This window comes from Myxococcaceae bacterium JPH2, from assembly GCA_016458225.1.
Classification (GTDB): Bacteria; Myxococcota; Myxococcia; order Myxococcales; family Myxococcaceae; genus Citreicoccus.
Genome location: JAEMGR010000030.1, coordinates 55,633 through 78,978, shown reverse-complemented (window position 1 = coordinate 78,978; position 23,346 = coordinate 55,633). Strand labels below are relative to the sequence as shown.

At 69.8% G+C, this 23,346-nt stretch carries 23 protein-coding genes; 22 read left to right on the top strand and 1 reads right to left on the bottom strand.

Going from position 1 to position 23,346, the window contains the following annotated elements; translation table 11 throughout:
• Positions 1–2 precede the first annotated feature (2 nt).
• The 22 genes from JGU66_30420 (at position 3) to JGU66_30315 (ending at position 22,265) form a co-directional block, all read left to right on the top strand.
• Positions 3–950, top strand: coding sequence for a metallophosphoesterase (locus JGU66_30420; protein ID MBJ6765100.1), 948 nt, complete (start codon positions 3–5; stop codon positions 948–950).
• A gap of 166 nt (positions 951–1,116) precedes the next feature.
• Positions 1,117–2,697 carry a trypsin-like peptidase domain-containing protein gene (locus JGU66_30415; protein MBJ6765099.1) on the top strand — a complete coding sequence of 527 codons (1,581 nt, stop codon included), beginning with the start codon at positions 1,117–1,119 and terminating at the stop codon, positions 2,695–2,697.
• Positions 2,698–3,083: 386 nt separating this feature from the next.
• Positions 3,084–4,733, top strand: a complete 1,650-nt coding sequence (locus JGU66_30410) for a chloride channel protein (GenBank protein MBJ6765098.1) — start codon at positions 3,084–3,086, stop codon at positions 4,731–4,733.
• A gap of 23 nt (positions 4,734–4,756) precedes the next feature.
• Positions 4,757–5,002: a hypothetical protein gene (locus tag JGU66_30405; protein ID MBJ6765097.1), complete on the top strand. Its 246-nt coding sequence runs from the start codon at positions 4,757–4,759 to the stop codon at positions 5,000–5,002.
• A 128-nt stretch (positions 5,003–5,130) separates the two neighbouring features.
• Positions 5,131–5,943, top strand: a complete 813-nt coding sequence (locus JGU66_30400) for a sulfite exporter TauE/SafE family protein (GenBank protein ID MBJ6765096.1) — start codon at positions 5,131–5,133, stop codon at positions 5,941–5,943.
• Positions 5,940–6,380, top strand: a complete 441-nt coding sequence (locus JGU66_30395) for a DUF1634 domain-containing protein (GenBank protein ID MBJ6765095.1) — start codon at positions 5,940–5,942, stop codon at positions 6,378–6,380. Before JGU66_30400 ends, JGU66_30395 begins: the two co-directional genes overlap by 4 nt.
• Before the next feature lie 66 nt (positions 6,381–6,446).
• Positions 6,447–6,926, top strand: coding sequence for a histidine phosphatase family protein (locus JGU66_30390; protein MBJ6765094.1), 480 nt, complete (start codon positions 6,447–6,449; stop codon positions 6,924–6,926).
• A 295-nt stretch (positions 6,927–7,221) separates the two neighbouring features.
• Entirely contained in the window at positions 7,222–7,605 is a 384-nt protein-coding gene (locus JGU66_30385) for a hypothetical protein (GenBank protein MBJ6765093.1), read from the top strand.
• A 318-nt stretch (positions 7,606–7,923) separates the two neighbouring features.
• Positions 7,924–9,948, top strand: a complete 2,025-nt coding sequence (locus JGU66_30380; GenBank protein ID MBJ6765092.1) for a hypothetical protein — start codon at positions 7,924–7,926, stop codon at positions 9,946–9,948.
• A 31-nt stretch (positions 9,949–9,979) separates the two neighbouring features.
• Positions 9,980–10,852 carry an SPFH domain-containing protein gene (locus JGU66_30375; protein ID MBJ6765091.1) on the top strand — a complete coding sequence of 291 codons (873 nt, stop codon included), beginning with the start codon at positions 9,980–9,982 and terminating at the stop codon, positions 10,850–10,852.
• The gene (locus JGU66_30370; protein MBJ6765090.1) at positions 10,849–11,796 is read left to right on the top strand and encodes an SPFH domain-containing protein; all 948 of its coding nucleotides are present in this window, start codon (positions 10,849–10,851) and stop codon (positions 11,794–11,796) included. Before JGU66_30375 ends, JGU66_30370 begins: the two co-directional genes overlap by 4 nt.
• Positions 11,797–11,910: 114 nt before the next feature.
• Positions 11,911–12,600 carry a response regulator transcription factor gene (locus tag JGU66_30365; protein ID MBJ6765089.1) on the top strand — a complete coding sequence of 230 codons (690 nt, stop codon included), beginning with the start codon at positions 11,911–11,913 and terminating at the stop codon, positions 12,598–12,600.
• Between the two features lie 94 nt (positions 12,601–12,694).
• Positions 12,695–13,903, top strand: a complete 1,209-nt coding sequence (locus JGU66_30360) for a porin (GenBank protein ID MBJ6765088.1) — start codon at positions 12,695–12,697, stop codon at positions 13,901–13,903.
• Between the two features lie 34 nt (positions 13,904–13,937).
• Entirely contained in the window at positions 13,938–14,762 is an 825-nt protein-coding gene (locus tag JGU66_30355; GenBank protein ID MBJ6765087.1) for a phosphate ABC transporter substrate-binding protein, read from the top strand.
• Positions 14,763–14,801: 39 nt separating this feature from the next.
• Positions 14,802–15,815, top strand: coding sequence for a phosphate ABC transporter permease subunit PstC (gene pstC, locus JGU66_30350; GenBank protein ID MBJ6765086.1), 1,014 nt, complete (start codon positions 14,802–14,804; stop codon positions 15,813–15,815).
• Positions 15,812–16,726 (top strand): phosphate ABC transporter permease PstA, encoded by a 915-nt coding sequence (pstA, locus tag JGU66_30345; protein ID MBJ6765085.1) that lies wholly within the window; start codon positions 15,812–15,814, stop codon positions 16,724–16,726. Before pstC ends, pstA begins: the two co-directional genes overlap by 4 nt.
• Positions 16,727–16,774: 48 nt before the next feature.
• Positions 16,775–17,518 carry a phosphate ABC transporter ATP-binding protein gene (locus tag JGU66_30340; GenBank protein ID MBJ6765084.1) on the top strand — a complete coding sequence of 248 codons (744 nt, stop codon included), beginning with the start codon at positions 16,775–16,777 and terminating at the stop codon, positions 17,516–17,518.
• Positions 17,519–17,532: 14 nt separating this feature from the next.
• Positions 17,533–18,219 carry a phosphate signaling complex protein PhoU gene (gene phoU / locus JGU66_30335; GenBank protein ID MBJ6765083.1) on the top strand — a complete coding sequence of 229 codons (687 nt, stop codon included), beginning with the start codon at positions 17,533–17,535 and terminating at the stop codon, positions 18,217–18,219.
• Between the two features lie 94 nt (positions 18,220–18,313).
• On the top strand, positions 18,314–19,525 hold the full coding sequence (locus tag JGU66_30330) for a glycosyltransferase (protein ID MBJ6765082.1): 1,212 nt from the start codon (positions 18,314–18,316) through the stop codon (positions 19,523–19,525).
• A gap of 79 nt (positions 19,526–19,604) precedes the next feature.
• Entirely contained in the window at positions 19,605–20,456 is an 852-nt protein-coding gene (locus tag JGU66_30325) for a metallophosphoesterase (GenBank protein ID MBJ6765081.1), read from the top strand.
• 84 nt (positions 20,457–20,540) lie between these two features.
• The gene (locus JGU66_30320; protein MBJ6765080.1) at positions 20,541–20,921 is read left to right on the top strand and encodes a response regulator; all 381 of its coding nucleotides are present in this window, start codon (positions 20,541–20,543) and stop codon (positions 20,919–20,921) included.
• 51 nt (positions 20,922–20,972) lie between these two features.
• Positions 20,973–22,265, top strand: coding sequence for an HlyC/CorC family transporter (locus JGU66_30315; protein ID MBJ6765079.1), 1,293 nt, complete (start codon positions 20,973–20,975; stop codon positions 22,263–22,265).
• Here JGU66_30315 and JGU66_30310 read toward each other — a convergent pair.
• Positions 22,249–23,226, bottom strand: a complete 978-nt coding sequence (locus tag JGU66_30310) for a fibronectin type III domain-containing protein (protein ID MBJ6765078.1) — start codon at positions 23,224–23,226, stop codon at positions 22,249–22,251. The two genes, JGU66_30315 and JGU66_30310, sit on opposite strands and share 17 nt — an antisense overlap.
• Positions 23,227–23,346 lie beyond the last annotated feature (120 nt).

Genomic DNA, 23,346 nt, shown 5'->3' with positions numbered 1-23,346 from the left:
CCATGCGGGTCGCCATCCTCGCGGACATACACGGCAATCTTCCTGCCTGCGAGGCGGTCCTCGAGGACATCGCGCGCTCGGTCGCCCCCGACTACATCGTCGCGGCCGGTGACCTGGCGCTGCGCGGTGCCCACCCTCGAGAGACGGTGGAGCTGCTCACCAGCCGCTGCGACTCGCTGCTGATGGGCAACACCGACTGCTACCTCGCGGGGAACTACCTGGGCGGGGCGTACCGCGAGCGGGACCACTGGAAGACGGAGCTGCTGCGCTGGACGCGGGATCAGCTCGGCGACACGCTCTTGCAGCAGTTGGGGGGCCTGCCCTTCTCCGTGCGCTACACGCCGCGCAAGGGGCAGGACCTGTTCGTCTGCCACGCCAATCCCCGCAACCTCGAAGAGTCCCTGGACCCCACGCTGGATGACCAGGCGGTGCGGCGCTTCTTCACGCACCTGGATGCCGCGGCGTGCGCGTTCGGGCACCTGCACTTTCCCTATCGCCGCCGCGTGGGGCGGATGCTCATCGCCGATGTCGCCAGCGCGGGCATTCCCCGTGATGGTGACCTGCGCCCCGCCTACGGCGTCTTCACCTTCACGCCCAAGGGCTGGCGGGTGCAGATCCGCCGCGTGCGCTACCCGGTGCGCAAGGCCACCCAGGCGCTCACCGCGCGGCGCGTGCCCGGTGGACCGCTGCTCATCCACAAGCTGGTGGAGGCGCGCTACCGGCACCACCACGCGCTCATGGAGGCCGCGCGCCGCCACTCGGGCCTGCCCCCACCGGGGCCCGTGCTGCGACCGCCTCCGGGCTCTGCCTCGCGTCGGCCTGTCGCCGCGCCTTGCGATGACGCCCCGCCTCCCGATGTGGATCCGTCGTCGCTGCCCACCGACATGGACGGCACGGTGACGGACGCGACGCCGCTGCCGCTCGACGTGCTGCACGACCTGGACGGGTAGGTTCCCCGTCGACCAGCGGGCGTGTCCACTCCCGGACGTGCGTGCCCTGTTGTGACGTGCAGCGGGCTTTCACACCCGATGCCACGCATTTCCTCGCGCGCCTCCAGGTGCATCCACCGCTCCGACGCCTTAGCCATGGAGGGCGGCGGCTCGAGAGGAGGGGCGCATGTCCTGGTGGACGGTCGGACTGTCGGTGGTGACGCTGTCGCTCGCCCAGGCGGGCCCTCCTCCCGAGTCCCCCCGAACCACGCACCCCGACAGCGCCCCCTTCTGCGAGGGCGAGTACGCAGACAGCTTCTCGTCGCTGTCCGCCCAGGCACGGGCGTATGAGCAGTCCACGCGCAAGTACACCTACTGCGTGCGCAGCACCGCGACGTATGAGTGCCTGTCGTACGGCCCCGAGGGCAACGTGCGCCGCAGCCGGACCCAGGTGTCGGCGCACGGCACGGCGTTCGCCTATCGGCAGCAAGGCGGCGAGACGCTGCTGCTCACCAACGAGCACGTCACCGAGTGGCCCGCCGTCACCGACGAGTCCCATCCGGTGGAGGGCGTGGCGCCGGGGTGCAAGCGCGTGGGGGACGGGCTGCGCATCGTGGACAACGAGTCGGATGCCTTCGAGCGGGATGACATTCCGTTGTCCCGCGTGGTGAGTGATCCCCAGCTCGACATGTCCATCATCAAGACGAAGTCGCCGCTCGCGGTGATGCCGTGGAAGGTGGGCCGCAGTGCATCGCTGCGCGAGCGAACCGTGGTGGACGTGCGCGGCTTCCCGCTGGGCGTGTTCAACGCGACCAACGTCGGGAAGGTCATCTCCGCGTTCGACCACGACGAGTACAAGGACTGGAACCACGATGACTTCGTCGTGGACGCGCTCTTGTCTCCGGGCAACTCGGGCTCGCCGGTGCTGGCCATCTCGTGCAAGACGGGCGAGTTCGAGCTGGTGGGCGTCTATCACGCGGGGTACTCGCGAGGCAGCGCGCTCAACGTCGTCGTGGGAATCGATCAAGTGCGCGAGCTGATGACGACGCTGCGCCGCAGCACGCGGCGAGCCTTCGAGGAGAACGCACCGCTGGATGCGTCCGCGCGCGAGCGCATGGCCAAGCGAGTGGAGGCCACCGCCACGCCGTTCTTCCCTTTCGGGAACCACACCGCCGCGGTGTATCCGCGCACGGATGGCTCGCTGCTCTTCGCCATCTACGGGCAGGACTTCCCGCGCAAGGTCTATCCGCTCGTGGTGCTCGAGGACCTCAAGGCGCGCGTGGCCGGCGCCTTCGGTGAGCCCGGGCGCGTGTGGTTCGGTGGTGAGCGAGGTCTGCGCGAGAGCATCCGCGCCGAACAGGACGCGGAGCTGCAGCAACAGCTCGCGCGACTGCTGGATGCGCTGCGCCGGGACGCGACGCTCGCCTTCTCCTTCCAGGAGGCACTGCCTTCATCCGCGGAGTCGCGGCAGACCTTCGACGCCACGGCCCGGATGCAGAAGGCGCTCGACCGCGCCATCAATGCGCATCGCGACCTCAGCGATACCGCCGCGGAGCTGGCGGACCACCTGGCACCCAAGCCCACGGACGCGGCGACCCTGGCGGAGACACTCCTGACGCTGCCGCGACCTCCGCCGTCGGGCGTGGGGCTCCACCTGGGCGCGGCGCCGGCCACGCCGCCTCGCGCACCACGGGCGCCTGCATCCACGCCTGCGACCCAACGCGAGGCGAGGAACGACTCCGCGCCGTCCCGCCCTGCGGCACAGTAGCGGCATCGGCGTGTTCGTTCGGCGCGGAGAGCAAGCAGCACCATCGGCCCTCCCTCGCGTTCTGTGCGGTCGAGCGGGCAAGTGCCCAGGTCCCCGCGGGCCGAGCGCGACGCTCCGGAGATGTACCGTCGAGCGAGCGTGAGGCTTCGAAGCCGTACCGATGAGCACGTGCGGCGCTTGGGCGCCATGCCGGGGGACGAGCGAGGAGCCCTTCCCTCGCGGGCGGTGCATCCTCAGTCGCGTCCCTACATTGCGAGAACGTGGACACCACCCCTGAATCAGCGCGAGGTGATTCCCTCCCAGGCGGGCGGGCACGCCGGCCCTTGTCGCCCCAGCTCGGTGGATTGCTCAAGGGCCTGACGAATCAGGAGCGGCGCTTCTGGGCCATGGTGGTGGGCGTGGGCCTCATCTCCGGACTGGGCGCCGTGGCCCTGCTCCAGGTGCTGCGCGTCACCCAGAACCTGTTCTGGCACGTCAACGGCGACGAGTTCATCGCGGGCGCGATGGCCTCTCCTACCTGGCGCCGCTTCCTCGTTCCCGTCCTCGGCGGCGCGCTCGTGTCGCTGGTGTCCCTGCTCGTGGGCCAGCCGCTGCGCGGCCACGGCACCGCGGGCATCATCGAGTCCATCTGGGTGAAGTCCGGACGTCTGCCCCTGCCTCGCGCGTTGTTCCGCGGGCTCGTGTCCATCATCGTCGTGGGACTCGGCGCGCCGCTGGGACGCGAAGGTGCCCTGTTGCAGACGGGCGCGGCCAGCGGATCCGCGCTCGCGCAGCGTCTGCGATTGGGCCCCGGCCAAGCCCGGTTGCTCGTGGCCTGCGGCGCCGCGGCGGGCATTGCCTCCGCGTACAACGTGCCCATCGGCGCGGCACTCTTCGGGCTCGAGGTCCTGCTCGGCAGCTTCGCGCTGGAGCTGTTCGGCCCCATCGTCGTGTCGTGCGTCGTGGCAACACTGGTGTCCCGCACGCTCATCGCGGATCACCCCAGCTACGTCATCCCGCACTACGTCCTCACCCATCCGCGCGAGCTGCTCCTCACGCTCCTGCTCGGCGTGTTGCTGGGCGCCGCGTCCGCGGGCTACGTGCGTGGCATCAACGCGCTGTCGGATCTGCTCGACCGCGCGCCGACGTGGCTGGCTCCATTCCTCCCGCTCGCGGCCATGACGGTGGTGGGCCTGGCCGCGATGGGCTGGCCCTATCTGCTCGGCAATGGATACGACCCGGTGAACATGGCGCTGCATGGGAGACTCCCCTTGCTGCTGTTGTTGGGCCTGCCCTTGGCCAAGCTCGCCGTCACGTCGCTGTGCGCGGGCGCGGGTGTTCCGGGCGGGCTCTTCACGCCATCGCTCTTCTTCGGCGCGCTGCTGGGTGGCGCGTTCGGTGTCGTCGTGGGGCACTTCGCGCCCGGTGGCGCACCGAGCGGCGCGTACGCCCTGCTGGGCATGGGCGCGGTGCTGGCGGGCACCACGCACGCGTCCGTGTCCGCGGTGCTGATGATCTTCGAGATGACCGGTGACTATGGCCTCATCCTGCCCCTCATGCTGGGCGCCGTGGTCTCCACGGCGGTGAGCCGATGGCTCGAGCCCGAGTCCCTCTATACGTCGGTGCTCAACCGCCGCGACGTGCGCGTGCCCGACTCGGTCCCCTACTGGCTTCGCGAGGAGGGTGTGCGCGGCATGCTCACGCCAGTCACCTTGCGCGTGCCGCCCTCTGCGCCCTTCGACGAGGTGGTGGTGCTCCTCTTGGAGCAGCCCCCGGGCATGGACCTCTACGTCACGGACGAGAGCGGGCGCCTGCTGGGTGTCATCGTCCTGGACGAGCTGAAGGGGCACCTGCCGGACCACTCGCTCCTCCAGGCCACGGTGGCCGCGGACGTCATGGACCGACGCGTGCAGCCCATCACGCCGGGCCTGTCACTCGCGGAGGTGGCCACCCGCTTCGCTCGCACGCCCCTGGAGCGACTGCCCGTGGTGGATGACGCGCGGCACCTGCTGGGCACCATCTCCAAGACCGAGGTGTTGAAACACGGGCGCTTCTAGCCCCTCACGAGGAGACTCACCGCATGGACAACCGGGCCCGCGCGTGGAGCATCGCCGCCCTGGCCCTGCTGTGCTCCGTGCTCTCCTACGTGCTGCTGCGCTCGCCACCCCACCCGATGCGTCCGGAGCGCCCCGAGCCCGCCCCCACCGCGCCGGAGCACCCCTATGACGCGTACCGCGCCTGGCCCATGTTCCAAGGCTGGCCCCTGCCCCAGGTGCCGGAGACCCCACCCGCTCCAGAGCATCCCGAGCCAAAGCCCCCGCCGTAACGTCCTTCCGGGCCCGTGAGCAGCCGGCCAGCCGAGCCAGGGGCTGCCAAAGGGGTTGTGCGCGGGGCGCGGGAGAGGATGATGCGCGTCGCGTGCTCGCCACCCCCTTCAACTTCGTCGCGCTCGTGATGGTCGTCTCCGTCGTGGCGGGCCTGCTCGGCTCGCTGCTGGGACTCGGCGGCGGGCTCATCCTCATCCCCATCCTCACCCTCGTGCTGAAGGTGGACATCCGCTACGCGGTGGGCGCGTCCATCGTCTCCGTCATCGCCACGTCCAGTGGCGCCGCCGCGGCGTATGTGCGCGATGGCCTGGCGAACATGCGCGTGGCGATGTTCCTGGAGCTGGCCACCACGGCCGGCGCGCTCACCGGGGCGCTGCTGGCGGGCGTGGTGGGAGGCCGCGGGCTCTACCTCCTCTTCGGCGCGGTGATGGCGTACTCGGCGCTCGCGATGCTGCGCAAGCTGCGGGAGCAACCCTCGCGCGCGGTGGAGTCGAACGACGCGCTGGCGGATCGCCTGGGCCTGCACAGCAGCTACTTCGATGAGTCCTCCGGGAGCGAGGTGGCCTATCGCGTGCGCCGGCCGCTCATCGGGCTCGGGCTCATGTACGTGGCTGGGACGGTGAGTGGCCTGCTGGGCATCGGGTCGGGCGCCCTGAAGGTGCCCGCCATGGACCTGGCCATGGGACTGCCCATCAAGGTGTCCTCGGCCACCAGCAACTTCATGATTGGCGTGACGGCGGCGGCGAGCGCGGGCATCTACTTCGCGCGCGGAGACATCGACCCGTTCATCGCCGGTCCGGTGTGCGTGGGCGTCACGCTGGGCGCGTTCGCGGGCTCGCGCTTCATGACGAAGCTGAGCAGCGGCTGGCTGCGGGCCCTGTTCGTCGTCGTGCTGCTGTGGGTGGCCTTCGAGATGCTGCGCAAGGGCGTGCACGGATGAGCCTGTCCTCTCCCGAGCCGCGGCCGAGCGCTCCCGTCGCGGCCCCCATTCCCCAGGCGCCCGCGCTCACGCCGGAGCTGCTCATCAGCATGCTGCTTCGCGGCGGCGTCATGCTGAGCCTGTCGCTGGTCGCCGTGGGCATGGGGCTGACGTTCTTCCACCACCCCGACTACTTCTCGTCTCCCACGGCGCTGGAGCGACTCACCGCGCCGGACCACGGCCTGCATCGCCTCACGGATGTCTTTCAAGGCGTGCTCGCGGTGCGCGGGCAGTCCTTCGTCATGGCGGGCCTGCTGGTGATGATGTCCGTGCCCGTGCTGCGGGTGGCGCTGTCCCTGGGCGTGTTCCGCCTCCAGAGGGATCGCGTCTTCGTCGCCATCACCGCGGGAGTGCTCGCGCTGCTGCTCGTGTCCTTCTTCGTGGGTGGCGTGGAGTAGACAACGCCCGCGCAGTTTGCGCGCTTGTCAAACGCGGACGAACGGGCTGCTCTACAACGCGCGCCCATGGCCGCACACGACCTGCCCCTGCTCATCGTTCGCCACGCCGTGGCCGAGGACTCGAACTCGCTGGGCGATGAAGCCCGCGCCCTCACCTCCGAGGGCCGCATCGCCTTCCGCCAGCACGCGCGCAAGCTGGCGCGCCGCGTGCCCCTGCGAGGCATCCTCACCAGTCCCCTCGTCCGCGCGGTGCAGACCGCGGAGCTGCTCGCGGAGGCGTTCGGCCTCTCGGAGGTGGAGGTCTCGCCCGCGCTCATGCCGCTCAATGGCGCGCACAAGCGCATCGTCAAGCTGGCGCGCGAGCGAGGCCCGGGTTGGGCGCTGGTGGGCCACAACCCCTCGCTGGAGCGCGCCGTGGCGCTCGCGCTGGGACACAGCCTTCCGGACAAATTGAGGAAGGGCGCCGCCGTCGCGCTCATCCCGAACGATGAAGGCTTCACACTCGGGTGGGTCGCCTCGCCGGGCCGCGCCTTGCTTCGCCCCTGACATCGGCTCGCCCCACCACGCCGACTTCCGCGACGACGGGACGAGCGGCGCGACCACTGCCAATCATCCCCGCGCGACTCCCCATTCTCCGAGAAATCGGAGAGTGCGGAAGGCCCTTGAACAAGGCTTGCGCCGCACACAATTCCAGGTCAGGAATACGCCCTGCGGCGAAGTGTTCGGGGTGCAGGTGATGTGTCTTCAGAAGGCCAGACACGACAAGGCATCGGCTCAGGGTCCGAGCGGTGAGTCAGCGCGAGACGCGCAGGCCACCCACGGGCTCCGCTCGGCGCTTCGCTTGCCTCTGCTGGCGCTGATCATCATTGGCCTGGGGTTCCTCCCCGGCGTGATGGCGCCCGCCAAGCCCTTCACCTCCACGGTCCGTGTGGGCCAGGGACAGGGCAACGGCCAGCAGAGTCCCTTCGAGGAGGACCATCACCGGGCGGACCTCGAGTTCAAGGTCTTCGCCGCGAAGCCTCGGAGCGCGCCTCGGCTGGGAGGTCGTCCCCTCCTCGGCGGCCCCGAGCTGGATGCCTTCCTCGCCCGCCTCTTGAAGGCCCATCCGCTGCCCGCCGCGGGCCTCTCTGGCCCCAGCGAGCCGCCGGATGACGTGGCCTCGCGCTTGCGCCGCCGACAGCTTCCTCGGCGCTGCGCCGCGCCCGAAGACGAGCCGCTCGTCTAATCCTCGCAGTCTGACTCGCGACCCGTGTGTATCGGCGTCTGGCAACACCAGACGCCGAATGGCCTCGTCGCGCGCGCCATCCTGAACGTCCTCTCGCGGGCGTATCGCTCTTCGTGTGTCTTTGGACCCACGAAGCGACACTCATGGCCGGAGGCCCACCCTTCATTCGGTAACATGCTCAATCCCACACATCCTCAATCCATCGACGCCGTACCCCGTCGACCTCACGACGGGAGAAGAAGGCGCACGCCCCTCCCCGCGCCCCGCCCCATGCATGAGCGGGCGAAGGGCACGCCCCGACTCGCCACCGGAGCCGCGATGCCCCGGCACCCCTCGCGCGAGCTGTTCCAGGCCTGGACTCGCGCCTGGGGCGAGGTCTTCACCGGCCGCCACCTGCCCGCGGATCTCCTGGCGGGCGTCACCGTGGCGGCGGTGGCGCTGCCGCTCAACCTCGCCCTCGCGGTGGCGAGCGGACTGCCTCCGGCCGCGGGCCTCATCGCGGGGGCCATCGGAGGGGGGCTCGCGGCCATCTTCGGAGGCGCGCCCCTCCAGGTGACGGGACCGGCCGCGGCGCTCAACGTCATGGTGCTGGCCATCGTCGCGGAGTTCGGCGTGGCGGGCGCGGCGGCGGCGGCGCTGCTCATCGGTGGGCTGCAAATCACCATGGGCCTGGCGCGCGGCGGCAAGCTCATCCGCGTGGTGCCGGAGTCGGTGCTCGTGGGCTTCACCACCGGCGTCGGCATCAAGCTCCTGGATGGCCAGCTCCCGGAGCTCTTCGGCTTCGACTACACCGTGGCGCAGCTGGCGCAGATGCTGGACCGCCCGGAGTGGCTGCGCGAGGTCTCGTACACGGCCGTGCTCTGCGGCCTGTTCGTCGCGTTCCTGGTCGTCTCCACGCAGCAGTTCAAGCGCTTCCCCGCGGCGCTGGTGGGCATCGCGCTCATCACCGCGCTGGCCGAGTACCTCGGCTGGGGCATCGCGCGGGTGGGCGATGTGCCCTCGTCGCTCCCCTTCCCCGCGCTGCCCGTGATGGAGGGCAGCCAGTGGCTCTCCCTCGCGTGGAAGGTCCTGCCCCTGGCGCTGCTCGCGGCCGCCGAGTCCCTGCTCGCGGCGCGCGCGGTGGAGCGCATGGCGCCCACGGCCCCGCCGCCCCACCTGGACCTGGAGCTGATTGGCCAGGGCGTGGCCAACACGGGCTCGGCGCTCTTTGGCGGCATGCCCGTCACGGGCGTCATCGTGCGCTCGGGCGTCAACGTCCAGAGCGGAGCGAAGACGCGGCTGTCCGCGCTGGTGCACGCCGCCGCGCTGCTGCTCGCGGTGCTCTACCTGTCCCAGCAGCTCTCCATCATCCCCCTGGCGGCGCTGGCCGGACTGCTCTGCGTGGTGGGCATGCGCCTCATCGAGCTGAAGACGCTCCGGCACCTGTGGCACACGGAGAAGCTGGGCGCGGTGGCCTTCATCGTCACCGCGGCCGGCACCGTCACGGGGCACCTGGTGGCGGGGCTCGCGGCGGGCATGGCCATCCACGGCGTGCACCTCCTGCTCACCCGCAAGTCGCGGGCGCAGGCGCGCGAGACGCAGGCGCGCAAGGCCACCGGCATCCGCGCGGTGCTGCACAAGGACCGCGCCGAGGCCCGCCATCCCCACGGCCACGAGGCTCCGCCGCAGGACCACGCGTGGCTGCGCAACATCCGCGCGCGGGCGCACCGGGCCGCATCGGCCTTCGTCCATGAGCAGGCCGCCGTCATCGGGCGCGTCACCATGGGCGAGCACGTGCACATCGCCGCGGGCAGCTCCGTGCGCGCGGACGAGGGCTCGCCGTTCTTCATCGGAGACAACTCCAACGTGCAGGACGGCGTGGTCATCCACGCCCTCAAGGACAAGCGCGTGCGCGTGGGCGGCGAGGAGTGGGCCGTCTACGTGGGCCGCAACGTGTCCATGGCCCACGACGCGCTGGTGCATGGCCCGTGCTTCATCGGGGACGACACCTTCGTGGGCTTCAAGGCGGTGGTGCACGACTCCATCGTCGGCTCGCACTGCTACATCGGCATCGGCGCCGTGGTGGTGGGCGTGGAAGTCCCCGACGGTCGCTTCGTGCCGCACGGGATGATCGTCGACACCGCGGAGAAGGCGGAGAAGCTGCCGCTCGTCTCGGCGTCGCACCTCGAGTTCAACGAGGACGTGGTCGACGTGAACCGCGGGCTCGCGTCCGCCTACCACAAGTACGTCAAGTCCGGCGCCCTCGTGCACGTGCCCACCGGGCACGGACCGCACGGCGAGGCCCTTGTCCCGAGCAGTCCCGGAGCGAACTCCCGCAGGCCGCGAGGCCCGGGCCGCTTCTGACTCCCTTCCATCCCTTTCGGAGGTTTCTCTCGTGATGTTCTTGTTCGGAATCCTGGGCGGCGTCGCCCTCTACGGCGCCTTCATCCTGAGCCGTTGCTTCTTCCAAGTAGAGCAGGGCCAGCTCGCGGTGCTCACGTCCTTCGGTCGCGCCGTGCATCGCGAGGATGACTCGCAGCGGCTGCGCACCTACGGCCCCGGGCTGCACCAGAAGCGGCCCTGGGAGAAGGTCATCCACGTCCCGATGATGGAGCAGAACCTGGACCTGTCCGGCGAGGAGGGGGGCCGCACCGCCATGGCGGCGGACGGCACGATCCTCCGGCTGGACTCCATCCTCCGCTACGTGCCGGTGGAGCGGGAGCTGAGCCACTTCCTCTTCGGCCTGCGCTCGCCCATCGAGCACATCACCGGCCTGTTCACCTGCCTGTTGCGCAATGAGATCGCCAACTTCCGCGAGGCGCCGGACAAGGCCCCCAGCGGAGCGGAGGAGCCGGGCTCGTACGCGCTCATCCGCCGCGAGCGGCGCCTGCTCAACGCGCGCATCGAGGAGTTCTGCCGCGCGCGCATCGGCCGGCGCTACGGCGTGGGCTTCAACGCGGTGGACCTCACGGACGTGCTGCCCCCGGACGAACTGGCCGACGCGCTCAACGCCGTCATCCAGGCGCGCTCCGAGGCGGACGCCACCCACGCGCGCGCCGAGGCCGAGACGCAGCAGCGCGTGCTCGCCGCCGAGCGCGGGCTCGCCATCGCGCGCGCGCACTCCAAGGCCGTGGAGACGGAGATTGGCACCCTGGGCCGCTACCTGCGCGAGCTGGCCCAGAAGAACACCCTGCACCACTACGTCGCCCGCCGCCGCTCCGAGGTGACGTCCGATGCCCGCACCATCTACCGGAAGGACTCGCGATGAACTCCCCTGACACCCTGCACTTCCTCGGCGGCCTCGTCCTCGGACTCGCGGCCCTTCCCTTCCTCTTCGGCATCCTCCAGCGGCTCGCCCTCCAGGTGGAGGACGAGGAGGCCGTGCTCATCACGCGCTTCGGCAGGCTGGAGCGCGTCATCACCCGCCCCGGCTGGCACTGGTTCTTCGCCCGCGCCCTGCCCTGGGTGAAGACGGTGCCCGTCTCGCTGCGACGAGACTTCCGCGAGTTCAACAACATCCACGTCAACGACGCGCGCGGCACCACCGTCATCGTGGACCTGTGGCTGGAGTTCCGCATCGCGGACCCGGCCAAGGCCCTGTTCGACGTGGCGGACTGGGATCGCTCGCTCAACAACCTCGTCACCCACTCGGCCATCTCCATCCTCGGCAACCGCGAGTTCCAGCAGATCCTCTGCGACCGCAACGAGCTGGGAGACCTCTTGCAGCGCGACGTCGCCTCCGAGACGGCGCGCTGGGGCCTGGAGGTGGACGCCGTCCTCATCCGCAACGTCAGCCTGCTGCCCGAGGTGTCCAATCAAGTGCTGGAGACCATCTCCGCGCGACTGGAGCGCGCCAAGGCGGACATCGAAGAGGAGGGCCGACAGCGCGTGGCGCTCCTCGAGGCGGAGACCGAGGCGCACATCGCGGGCATGGTCGCCGAAGCCAAGGGCCAGTACCCGTCCGCGGTGGGCCGTGCGCTCTCCGCGCTGAGCCACGAGCCCGAGGTCCTGGTGGCGTACCAGGAGCTGTACGAGCTGTCCCTCATCCGGCCGCATCGCACCATCGCGTTCAGCGGCTTCAACGGCGAGCTGCGCGCGGTGGATGCCGCCATGCTGCTGAACCCCGCGGGCGCTGAGCACGCGGGACGCGAGCACGCCGGCCACGAGCCCAACGCGATGGAGCGCGCGGCCAAGCCCCTGCCGCGGAGCTAAGGGACCGCTCCCCCGCCCGCGCCCTTGCGTGACGCGGGCGGGGAGCGCAGTCACGAACTTGTTGCCGGCGTGTCACGCGGCAGCAAAGCGACGCGCTCAGAGTGCGAGGCCGCCATGTCCCATGTCCTCATCGTTGACGACGAGCGCGACCTCGCCGAGCTGATCGATTTCAACCTGCGCGCCTCTGGCTTCACCACCCGGGTGGCGGGCACTGGAGAAGCAGCCCTGACCTCGGCACGGGAGCAGCCCCCTGATGTCGTTCTGCTGGACCTCATGCTGCCGGACATGTCCGGCGTGGACGTCTGCCGCCAGCTCCGGGCGAACGCGCACTCGCGTGACGTGCTCATCGTCATGCTCACCGCCAAGAGCGAAGAGGCCGACCGCATCCGGGGCTTCGAGGTGGGCGCGGACGACTACGTGGTCAAGCCCTTCTCCGTGCGCGAGCTGGTCTTGCGCCTCAAGGCCATCGTCCGCCGCGGCGGCTCGCCCAAGGACGGCCAGCAGCCGCTCACGCTCGGGCCCTTGCGCCTGGATGTGGCGTCCCATCGCTTCTACGTCGACGAGCGCGAGGTGGCGCTCACCGCGCTGGAGTTCCGCCTGCTGGAGCACCTCATGACGCGGCTGGGTCGCGTGCAGACGCGCGAGCTGCTCCTGGAGGAGGTCTGGGGGCTGTCCAGCTCGCTGGAGACGCGCACCATCGACACGCACGTGATGCGCCTGCGCGACAAGCTGGGCACGGCGCGCGCGCTCCTGGAGACGGTCCGAGGCGTGGGCTACCGAATCGTGGATCCGTCGGCCTCCTGAAACTCGTTGCCACGTTGTCACGCGGGGGCCGTCAAATGGCCACAAGTGCTCCGTAGAAGACAGTCCGCGGTCTTCTCAGGAGCCCTTCAAACCCATGCGTAACCTCCTTGTTGCCCTCTTCACCCTGACCACCAGCGCGGCCCTGGCGCAGTCCGCGGAGCCCCAGACGCCCGCCCCCTCCGAAGCGCAGAGCACCGAGGCCGCCCCTGCCGCCGCCGAGCCGACCATCGAGGAGCGGATCGCGATGGACGAAGGCAAGGTCGCCGCCCTGGAAGAGCAGAACACGACGGCGCAGTCCGACCTCTCCGCCCTGAAGAAGCTGAAGATCTCCGGCTACATCCAGTCGCGCTACCAGTACCAGGAGTCGCTCGATGACTACGGCAATGGCGGCTTCAGCCGCTTCACCGTGCGCCGGGGCCGCCTCAAGGCCACGTACACCACGGACCTGGCCCAGGCGATGCTGCAGATCGACGCGTCTCCCGCGGGCGTGGTCCTGAAGGACGCCGAGGCCACCCTGTTCATCCCCGGCACCAAGCAGACGTGGTCGCTCACCGCGGGCCAGACCAAGTGGCCGTTCGGCTACGAGGCGCCCCAGTCCTCCGGCGACCGCGAGTTCCCCGAGCGCAGCCGCGTCATCCGCGCCTTCCTGCCCAGCGAGCGCGACCGCGGCGTGAAGCTCAACGGCCGCTATGACTTCCTGCGCCTCAACATCGGCGTGTTCGACGGCAACGGCACGGACTCCGGCACCGTCCAGGACAACGACAAGGACAAGGACGTCATCGGCCGCGTCGGGTTCGACCTCAAGTGGATCTCCGGCGGCGTGTCCGGCTGGTACGGCGACTCGCTCGGCAAGCTGGCCAATGACGAGTTCCGCACCGCCTACAAGCGCACCCGCATTGGCGCGGACCTCCAGGTCTACCTGGATGTGCTGCCCATCGGTGGCACCGCCCTCAAGGGCGAGTTCATCGCCGGCAAGACGTTTGGCGGTGCCAACAACGCCACCAACCTGAACGCCGCGGCCCACGGCTACTGGCTCTTGCTGGTGCAGAACCTGGGCCTGAGCGACGCGGTGGCGGTGCGCTTCGACAGCTTCGATCCTCGCAACGGCGCGGCCAACGTGGCCGCCAACGGCGTGCCGGGCGCCAACAACACCGTCAACACGGTGGGCCTGCTCGTGCAGCACTACTTTGGTGAGAACCTGAAGGTTTCGGCGGTCTACGAGATCCCCATGACCGCCAAGGTCGATGACGCCAAGGACCCGAAGGACAATCTCTTCACCCTGCAGATGCAGGCGCGCTTCTAGGCCACGACCTACCTTTCCCCAGGAGACAATTCCCATGAAGAAGACTCTGCTCTCGTCCCTCACCGCCCTGCTCGCCCTGGCCACCCCGCTGGCCGCCCAGGCCGGCACAATCACCGTGAAGGGCTCGGACACCATGGTCATCCTCGTCCAGCGCTGGGCCGAGGAGTTCATGAAGAAGAACCCGGGCACCAAGGTCCAGGTGACCGGCGGCGGCTCCGGCACGGGCCTCTCCGCGCTCCAGAACGGCACCACGGACATCGCCATGTCCAGCCGCGAGATGAAGGAGGCGGAGCAGGAGAAGCTGCGCGCCCGCTTCAGCACCACCGGCGTGGAGATTCCCGTCGCCAAGGACGGCGTCACGTTCTACGTGAACGACACCAACCCCGTGACGTCCCTCACCGTGGATCAGCTCAAGGGCATCTACCTGGGTGACACCACGAACTGGAAGGACGTGGGCGGCCCCGCGGCCACCATCGTCCTCTACTCCCGCGAGAACTCCTCGGGCACCTACTCCTTCGTGAAGGACAACGTGCTGGGCGGCGATGACTACGCCTCCAACGCCCAGACGCTGCCGGGCACCGCCGCGGTCGTCAACGCGGTGGCCAAGGAGAAGAACGGCATCGGCTACGGCGGCGCCGCGTACGCCAAGGGCGTCAAGGAGCTGAAGATCAAGAAGGGCAGCGAGGAGTTCGCCCCGACGGCGGACAACGTCAAGAGCGGCAAGTACCCGCTCTCGCGCAACCTCTTCTTCTACCTGCGCAACAAGCCGTCCGGCGAGGCGAAGGCGTTCATCGACTTCACGCTCTCGCCCGAGGGCCAGGCCGTCGTCACCAAGGTCGGCTACTTCCCCGTGAAGTAACGAGCGTCACACGAATGTCACGCGAGGCCCTCGGCTGCTATGGATAGACAGGCGCTCATGCAGGAGCAGAGTCTCGCGTCACCGGTGCCCGTGCCGACGCTGTCGGCGGCGGCGCGGCGCCGGCAGTTGAAGGAGAAGCTCATCGCGGGGTTGGTCACCGCGGTGGCTTTCACGGGCATCGCGGCCCTCGTCCTCATCCTCATCTTCGTGGCGAAGGAGGCGATGGGGCTCTTCACGGATCCGCATGCCCGTCAGGAGGCCAGCCTCTCCAAGATGTTCCTGCCCCAGGTGACGCGGCCCGGACGTCCGGCCACGTTCGTGTGGCAGCCCGTGTCCAGCGTCCCGAAGGTCAGCATGATTCCGCTGTTCATCGGGACGCTGAAGACGACCCTCGTCTCCATGTTCGTCGCCGTGCCGCTGGGCGTCTTCGGCGCCCTGTTCGCGGCGGAGTTCGCCCCGCGCCGGCTGCGCGAGGTGCTCAAGCCCACCATCGAGCTGCTCGCCGGAATCCCCTCGGTGGTGCTCGGCTTCTTCGCGCTGATGGTGATGGCCAGCTTCGTCCAGGACTTCTTCGGCCTGGAGTCGCGGCTCAACGCGGTGCTGGCGGGCCTGGGCCTGGCGCTGGCCATCGTCCCGGTCATCTTCACCGTGTCCGAGGACGCGCTCACCGCCGTGCCACGCAGCTACCGCGAGGCCTCGCTCGCGCTGGGCGCCACGCCCTGGGAGACGGCGTGGAAGGTCGTCCTGCCCGCGGCGGCGCCCGGCATCCTCGCCGCGTGCGTGCTGGGCTTCGGGCGCGCCATCGGTGAGACGATGATTGTCCTCATGGCCTCCGGCAACGCCGCCATCGTGTCGGCGCGGCTGGGAGACTCGGTGCGCTCGCTCAGCGCCACCATCGCCGCGGAGATGGGCGAGGTGGTGGTGGGCAGCCCGCACTACTCGCTGCTCTTCTTCATCGGGGTGGAGCTCTTCGCCTTCACCTTCGTGCTCAACATGTTCGCCACGTCCTGGACCCGCAAGGTCATGAAGCGACTGACGGGAGGCGCGGGATGAAGCACACCACGCGCAAGGCGGTGGGCCTGGCGCTCACGTCGCTCACCGGGCTGGCCGCGTTCGTCATCGTGGCCGTGCTGGCGCTCATCCTCCTGGACGTCTTCCGCGGGGGCGCGGCGAACGTCACCTGGGCCTTCCTCACCCAGCCCCCCAGCGACGGCATGATGGGCGGCGGCATCTTCCCCGCCATCTTCGGCACCGCGGCGCTCACGCTCCTCATGACGCTGGCGGTGATGCCGGTGGGCGTGCTCACCGCGCTCTATCTGCACGAGTACGCGCCGCCCAACTCGCGCATGGCGCGCTGGGTGCGCGTGGCCGTGGCCAATCTGGCGGGCGTGCCCTCCGTCGTCTTCGGCCTGTTCGGCCTGGGCTTCTTCATCCTCTTCGTCGGCAAGGGCCTGGACCGCGCGCTCGGCTACGAGGAGATGCACTGGGCGCAGCCCGGCATCCTCTGGGCCGCGCTCACCCTGGCGGTGCTGACCTTGCCCGTCGTCATCGTCTCCACCGAGGAGGCGCTGCGCGCCGTTCCGTTGGATCACCGCACGGCGAGCCTCGCGCTGGGCGCCACGCAATCCCAGACGCTCGTGCGCGTGGTGCTGCCGGGAGCCTTGCCGGGCATCCTCACGGGCGCGGTGCTGGCCATCTCCCGCGGCGCGGGCGAGGTGGCCCCCATCCTCTTCACGGGCGCGGCCTACTTCCTGCCGGACCTGCCCACGCACCTGAACTCGCAGTTCATGCACCTGGGCTACCACACGTACGTGCTGGCCACGCAGTCACCGGACGTGGAGGCCACGCGGCCGCTGCTCTACGCCACCGTGCTGGTGCTGCTGATGCTCACCTTCGCCCTCAACCTCGTCGCGGTCATCATCCGGTCGCGCACGCGCCGCAAGGCCGCCTCCGCCGGACACTGACGGTACACGCCCACCATGCCCCTCCAGTCCCCTTCCCCGCGCAACAAGATGGAGGCGCGGGAGCTCACCCTCCGCTATGGCAGCAAGGTGGCCATCCGCACCATCTCGCTGGCCATCCCCGAGCATCAGGTGACGGCGCTCATCGGCCCGTCCGGCTGCGGCAAGTCCACCTTCCTGCGCTCGCTCAACCGGATGAACGACCTCATCCCGGGCACGCACCACACCGGCACCATCCTCCTGGATGGCACCAGCATCCATGACCGCGCCCTGGACGTGGTGGACCTGCGCCGCCGCGTGGGCATGGTCTTCCAGAAGTCCAACCCCTTCCCCAAGTCCATCTTCGAGAACGTCGCCTACGGCCTGCGCGTGGGCGGCCTCAAGGACAAGGCGGCCCTGAGCGCGCGCGTGGAGAAGTCCCTGCGCGGCGCGGCCCTGTGGGACGAGGTGAAGGACCGGCTCGACGAGAGCGCCCTGGGCCTCTCCGGTGGCCAGCAGCAGCGCCTGTGCATCGCCCGCGCGATGGCCGTGGAGCCCGAGGTGCTGCTGATGGACGAGCCCGCCAGCGCGTTGGATCCCATCGCGACGGCGAAGATCGAAGAACTCATCCACGAGCTGAAGTCGACGTACACCATCGCCATCGTCACCCACAACATGCAGCAGGCCGCGCGGGTGAGCGACCGCACCGCTTTCTTCTACATGGGAGAGCTGGTGGAGTGCGGCCCCACGGAGCAGATCTTCACGAACCCGCGCGAGAAGCGCACCGAGGACTACGTCACCGGGAAGTTCGGGTAGGAAGACACCACATCATGCCGGCGACCCATACCGACAAGGCGTTCGAGCAGGACCTGCGAGACCTTCGCGAGAAGCTGCTCGCCATGGGGGCCAAGGTGGAGGCCCTCATCGCCAACAGCGTGCGCGCCCTCACCGAGCGCGACTCCCCCCTGGCCGAGAAGGTCGTCAGCGCCGACCGCGAGGTGAACCGCCTCGAGGTGGAGATTGACGACCTGTGCCGGCGCATCCTCGCGCTGCGGCAGCCCGCGGCCAGCGACCTGCGCCTCATCACCACCGCGCTGAAGATCGTCACCGACCTGGAGCGCATTGGCGACCTGGCGGTGAACCTGGCCGAGCGCGCCATGGACCTCAACATGGTCCCGCCGCTGGCGCCCTACGTGGACATCCCCCGGCTGGCGGACCTGGCCCAGCAGCAGGTGAAGAAGGCGCTGGATGCCTTCGTGTCCGGGGACGCGGACAAGGCCGAGGACGTCCTCAAGGGCGATGACCTGTTGGATGCCCTGTTCCTCAAGATCTTCAACGAGCTCCTCGCGTACATGATGGAGGACTCGAAGAACATCCGCCGCGCCACGGCGCTGATGTTCATCGCCAAGCACCTGGAGCGCATTGGCGACCACGCGATGAACGTGGCCGAGATGGTCATCTACATGGTGCGGGGCAAGGACGTGCGCCACCCGCGCAGCCGCAACCTCACCGAGTAGCCCGGCGCGGGCTTCACGCGGCTGTCACGCCGAGTTGCCCGCTCCGCCGTCCCCGCTTCGCGGGACCGCCTTGGAGAGTCTCTAGCCTGGAGGCATGATCCTCGCCTCCAGCCTTCTCCTGGCAGCCGCCTGTGTCGGCCTCACGGCCCTGGTCATCCAGTACGCGCTCGTGCTGCGGCATCGCCGCGAGCCCCCTGCCCGCCCCGCGAGCTCCGCGCGCCCCGGCATCTCCATCCTCAAGCCCTTGTGTGGCGTGGATGACGACCTGGAGGCGAACCTCGCCCAGTTCGCCGCGCTCGACTATCCCAACTACGAAGTCATCCTCGGCGTGAAGGACGTGAGGGACCCGGCCTGGGACGTGGCCGGCGAGGCGGTGGCGCGCTGGCCGCACCGCTTCCGGCGGGTGCAGCAGGTGGGCGAGCCCGGCCTCAACCCGAAGGTGAACCAGCTGGTCACGCTGGCCGCCGCCGCGCGCCATGACCTTTGGGTCATCAGCGACAGCAACACGCGCGTGGCCCCCGGCTACCTGGATGAGATTGCCGCGGCCTTCGAGGACCCGACGGTGGGCTGCGTGACACATCCCGTCGCGGGGCTGGGCGAGGAGACCTTCGGCTCGCTCTTGGACAACCTGTACCTGACGTCGAGCGCGGCCGCGGGGATGATCGCCGCCAAGCGCTTCGCGGGGCAGGACATCGTGGTGGGCAAGTCCATGGCCCTGCGGCGCGAGGACGTGGAGGCGCTCGGTGGCTTCTTCTCCGTGAAGGACGTGCTCGCCGAGGACTTCGTCATCGGCCTGTGGGTGACGCGCAAGCTGGGCCGGCGCGTGGTGGTGGCGCGCGCGCCGGTCTTCAACGTGTCGCTGCGAAAGAGCGTGGACGCCTTCTTCCAGCGCTACCTGCGCTGGAGTGTCATTCACCGCACGGCGGTGTCGCTGGGCACGTACCTGGCCCAATCGCTGCTCAACCCCGCGCCCTGGGCCCTGTTGGGCGCGCTGCTGGCGCCCTCGCGGTTCACGGCCGCCGCCGCCGCGCTGGTGGTGGCCGGCAAGGTGCTGGTGGACCTGGCCGCCCTGCGGGCGCTGCGCCCCGGGCCGGTGCCTTTGAGCGCGGCGGGCGCGGTGCTGGTGAAGGACGCGCTGCTCTTTGCCGCATGGTGCCACGGCCTGTTCTGCCGCACGGTGAACTGGCGCGGCACGAAGCTGCGCGTGGGCCCGGGCACGCGGCTCCTGCCGGCGCCCGCGCCGGGGCTCGAGCGCCGTCCCACGCCCGCGAACGAGGCCGTGCTCGCCGGCGATTTCATCGGGTGACCGAGGCGTTGCGCAGCGCTTGCCACGCATTCACACGGCAGCCCTTACGGTGCCTCGGGACGATGACTATCTCCTCCCCATGCCGCCCCCCCGAACGCTGGCACACCTGTCGGATCTTCATCTGGACCTGAGCCCCGCGAGCGACGCCGCGGCGGCCTCCCTGGTGGAAGCGCTGCTCAAGCGGAACGTGGACCACGTCGTGGTGACCGGCGACTTGACGCACCAGGGCGCGCGCTCGGAGTTCCACCGCTTCCGGCACCACTTCGCGCCGCTGCTCGACTCAGGACGGCTCACCTTCATCCCGGGCAACCACGACCGTCCGGGCGACGACGTGGGCCGAGGATGGATGGACGGACACAAGGTTCGCACCGTCGAGCGGGAGGGCCTCTTCCTCGTGTGCGTGGACTCCACCGGGGAACACAACCGCAACTTTTTCAACAGCCACGGCGAGCTGAGCCGCGCGGTGGTGGACCAGGTGGACGCCGCGCTGTCCGAGGCGCCCCGCGACGCCCTCGCCGCTGTGCTCCTGCACCACCACGTGCTGCCGCTCCCGGAGGAGAGCTTCCCGGAGCGACTGGCCACGCGGATGGGCTGGCCGCATGCGGCCGAGCTGGCGCTGGGCGCGGAGCTCGTGAAGCGAGTGGCCGGGCGCTGCGACCTGGTGCTGCACGGCCATCGCCATGTTCCCCGCGAGCGAGACCTGGGCAGCCCCGGAGGCCGCGCGCTGAAGGTGTACAACGCGGGCAGCTCCACCGACCTGGGCCGCTTCCGTCTGTTCGCGCACGCCGCGGGGCGACTGCAGGGCACGCCCACGTGGTGCCGGACGACGCGGCCCTCGCAGCCTCGCACGGCGGCCCACAACGTGATTCCCGCGCTCCAGTACCTGATGGGGCAGCTGGGCGGAGCGCGGGGGCACCGCCCGGCCGCCTGACCGCCCCGCGAGCGGCATGCGCGCGCCACTTGTCGCGAATGCCACCCTCCCCCAGGGGCGTTGTCCCCCTGTCAGGGAGGCTGCTTGGGTCGACTCGCCGTGGGAGATGAAGCGCGAAGGGTCCTCGTCGTGGATGACGACGCCGACTGGAGGGAGTTCCTCCGGCTGAGCCTGGAGGAGCTGGGCTACGAGACCACCGAGGCCGAGAACGGGCAGGAGGCGCTCGACTCGCTGCGACGCGGCGACCGCTACGGCGTGATGCTGCTCGACTTGAACATGCCGGGGGTGAGCGGCCAGGAGGTGGTGGCGCAGCTTCCGCCGGACTCGCAGCCGCGCATCGTGTTCCTCACCGCGGCCTCCGCGCAGGACGTGGGCGCCGACCTGTTGTCCGGTCCTCGCTACTACCTGCCCAAGGGAGCGAGCCGAGACCAACTGGCGCTCCTGCTGGAGTCGCTCGGCGCCTAGTGCGCGCCCGGCACGGAGGCCGCCATCGGCTCGGAGCTCGTCATCATCCTGGTGCTCGTGCTGGCCAACGGCGTCTTCGCGGGCGCCGAGCTGGCCATCCTGTCCGTGCGCAAGACGCGCCTGAGGGAGCTGCTCGAGGAGGGCAGTCGCTCGGCGAAGTCAGTGTCCGCGCTGCGCGACGACCCCGAGCGCTTCCTCGCCACGGTGCAGATTGGCATCACCGTCATTGGCGCCACCGCGGCGGCCTTCGGCGGCGCGAGCATCGCCCGGCGACTGGGGGACCTGCTCTCGGGCTGGGGGCTCTTGTCCGAGGCCCGCGCGCAGCAGGTCGCCTTCGCGGGGGTGGTGGCCTTCGTCTCCTATCTGTCCCTGGTGCTGGGCGAGCTGGTGCCCAAGTCGCTCGCGCTCAGGACCGCGGAGCGCTACGCGCTGCTCATCGGCCGGCCGTTGAATGGGCTCGCGTGGCTGATGCGGCCCTTCGTGTGGTTCCTCACCGCCAGCTCCAACGTGGTGCTGCGCCTGTTCGGAGACCGCACGAACTTCACCGAGTCCCGCCTGTCGCCGGACGAGCTGCAGCAGTTGGTGGAGGAAGCGGCGAAGCAGGGCGCGGTGGATCCCCGCGTGGGAGAAATCGCCACGCGCGCGTTCGAGCTGGGCGACCTGATGCTCCGCGACGTCATGGTGTCACGCGAGCGCATCGTCGCGCTGCGGCGCCATGCGCGGCCCGAGGAGATCCGCCGCGTGCTCTTGGAGCGAGGCCACTCGCGCCTGCCCGTGTACGAGGACACGCTCGACAACGTGGTGGGCTACGTCATCGCCAAGGACTTGCTCGGCATCGCGTGGGAGGGCGACCTCATCGTCCTGGAGGACGTGATGCGCCCGCCCTTCTTCCTCGTGGACACGATGCGGCCCATCCCAGCGCTGAAGGAGTTCCAGCGCCGGCACATGCAGCTCGCCGTGGTGGTGGACGAGCGCGGCGCGGTGGTGGGGCTCGTGACGGTGGAGGACCTGCTGGAGGAGCTGGTGGGCGACATCCTCAGCGAGTCCGAGACGCCCGTGGAGAAGATCCGCCGAGAGGGCCCGCACGAGGCGCTCGTCCTGGGCGAGGCGCCGCTGAGGCAGGTGAAGCGCGAGCTGGGCGTGGAGCTGGAGGAAGGCGACGACTACGCGACCGTGGCCGGCCTCACCATCGCGCTGTCGGGCGGAGCCATCCCGGAGCCCGGCACGCGGCTGCGCCTGAAGGACGGCCTGGAGCTGGAGGTGGTGGACGCCACACCGCGCCGGGTCCGCACGGTGCGCATCCACCTGCATCCATCCCCCGAGCCGCCTACGGATACGGAGTGATCTCGACGGCGGCCGCGGTCGGCCCTTGGCCCGCCTCGTTGAAGGCATTCACGACGAAGCGATAGGTGCCTGAGAGGTTCGCGTACACGGGCTGCTCGAGGTAGTGGTTGCCCGTCCCGGTGTAGCCAATCTCCGTGCCTCGAAAATAGGAGTAGATCCCGAAGCCGAGCTGGTCGCCGCCGCCCGTGTCCTCGACCTCGAACTCCAGGCGGATCCGCGCCGGCTTCCCGTCATCATGGAGAAACTCAATCTTCTTCACGATGGCGATCGACGGGATGGTGCTGGTGTGGAAGATGCCGCTGCGCAAGGGCGTCCCGCCCACCACTTCGTTGTTCGCCACCACCCGGGCGATGTACTCGACGCCGTTGGTGAGCCCGGTGAACGTGGCGGTCGTCTCGGTCACCGTCTGGGTCGCGACGTCCGTCTCCGTGCCTCGGTCGATGACCGTCACCGTGTACGAAACGATGGGCATGCCATTGGGCTCAGGCGGCAGCCAGGAGAGGACGACCTTTCGGTCGGTGGACACATTCGTGATGTCCCGAGGCGCGTTGGGGACGACCCGCGGACGAACCGCCGCCGAGCGCGGGGACTGCGGGCCATCTCCCAGTGAGTTGGTGGCGGCCACGCAGAAGGAGTACGGCTTGCCGTTGACCAGTCCGGTCACCTCGGCGCTGGTGCCACGGCCGGGCACCGCGATGCTCCGCGCGGCCTTGCCCTCCTCGAAGACCCAGACTGTGTAGCCCACGATGTGGCCACCGCCCTCGCTCGCGGGCGCATTCCATGTCAGCGCCACCTTGGAATCGCCCGCCGTGACGATGAGCGCCTCGGGCGCCCCCGCCTGCTCGATGCGCGGGACGACCACCGCGTTGTTCGCGGGAACCTCAGTGCCATCACCACAGGCCGCGCCGCCCCCCAGCGCCACCAGCATCCCCACCACACAGAATCCGAGACAACGCCTCATGTCCGCTCCTTGGTCCGGCCGGCCTGAACGGCGGTGGACTCTACGCAGCCCCTCTCATGTCACAAACAGGAAACCACACGGAGCGAAGGAGCAGCATTCACAAGGAGCGGATGCGAACTG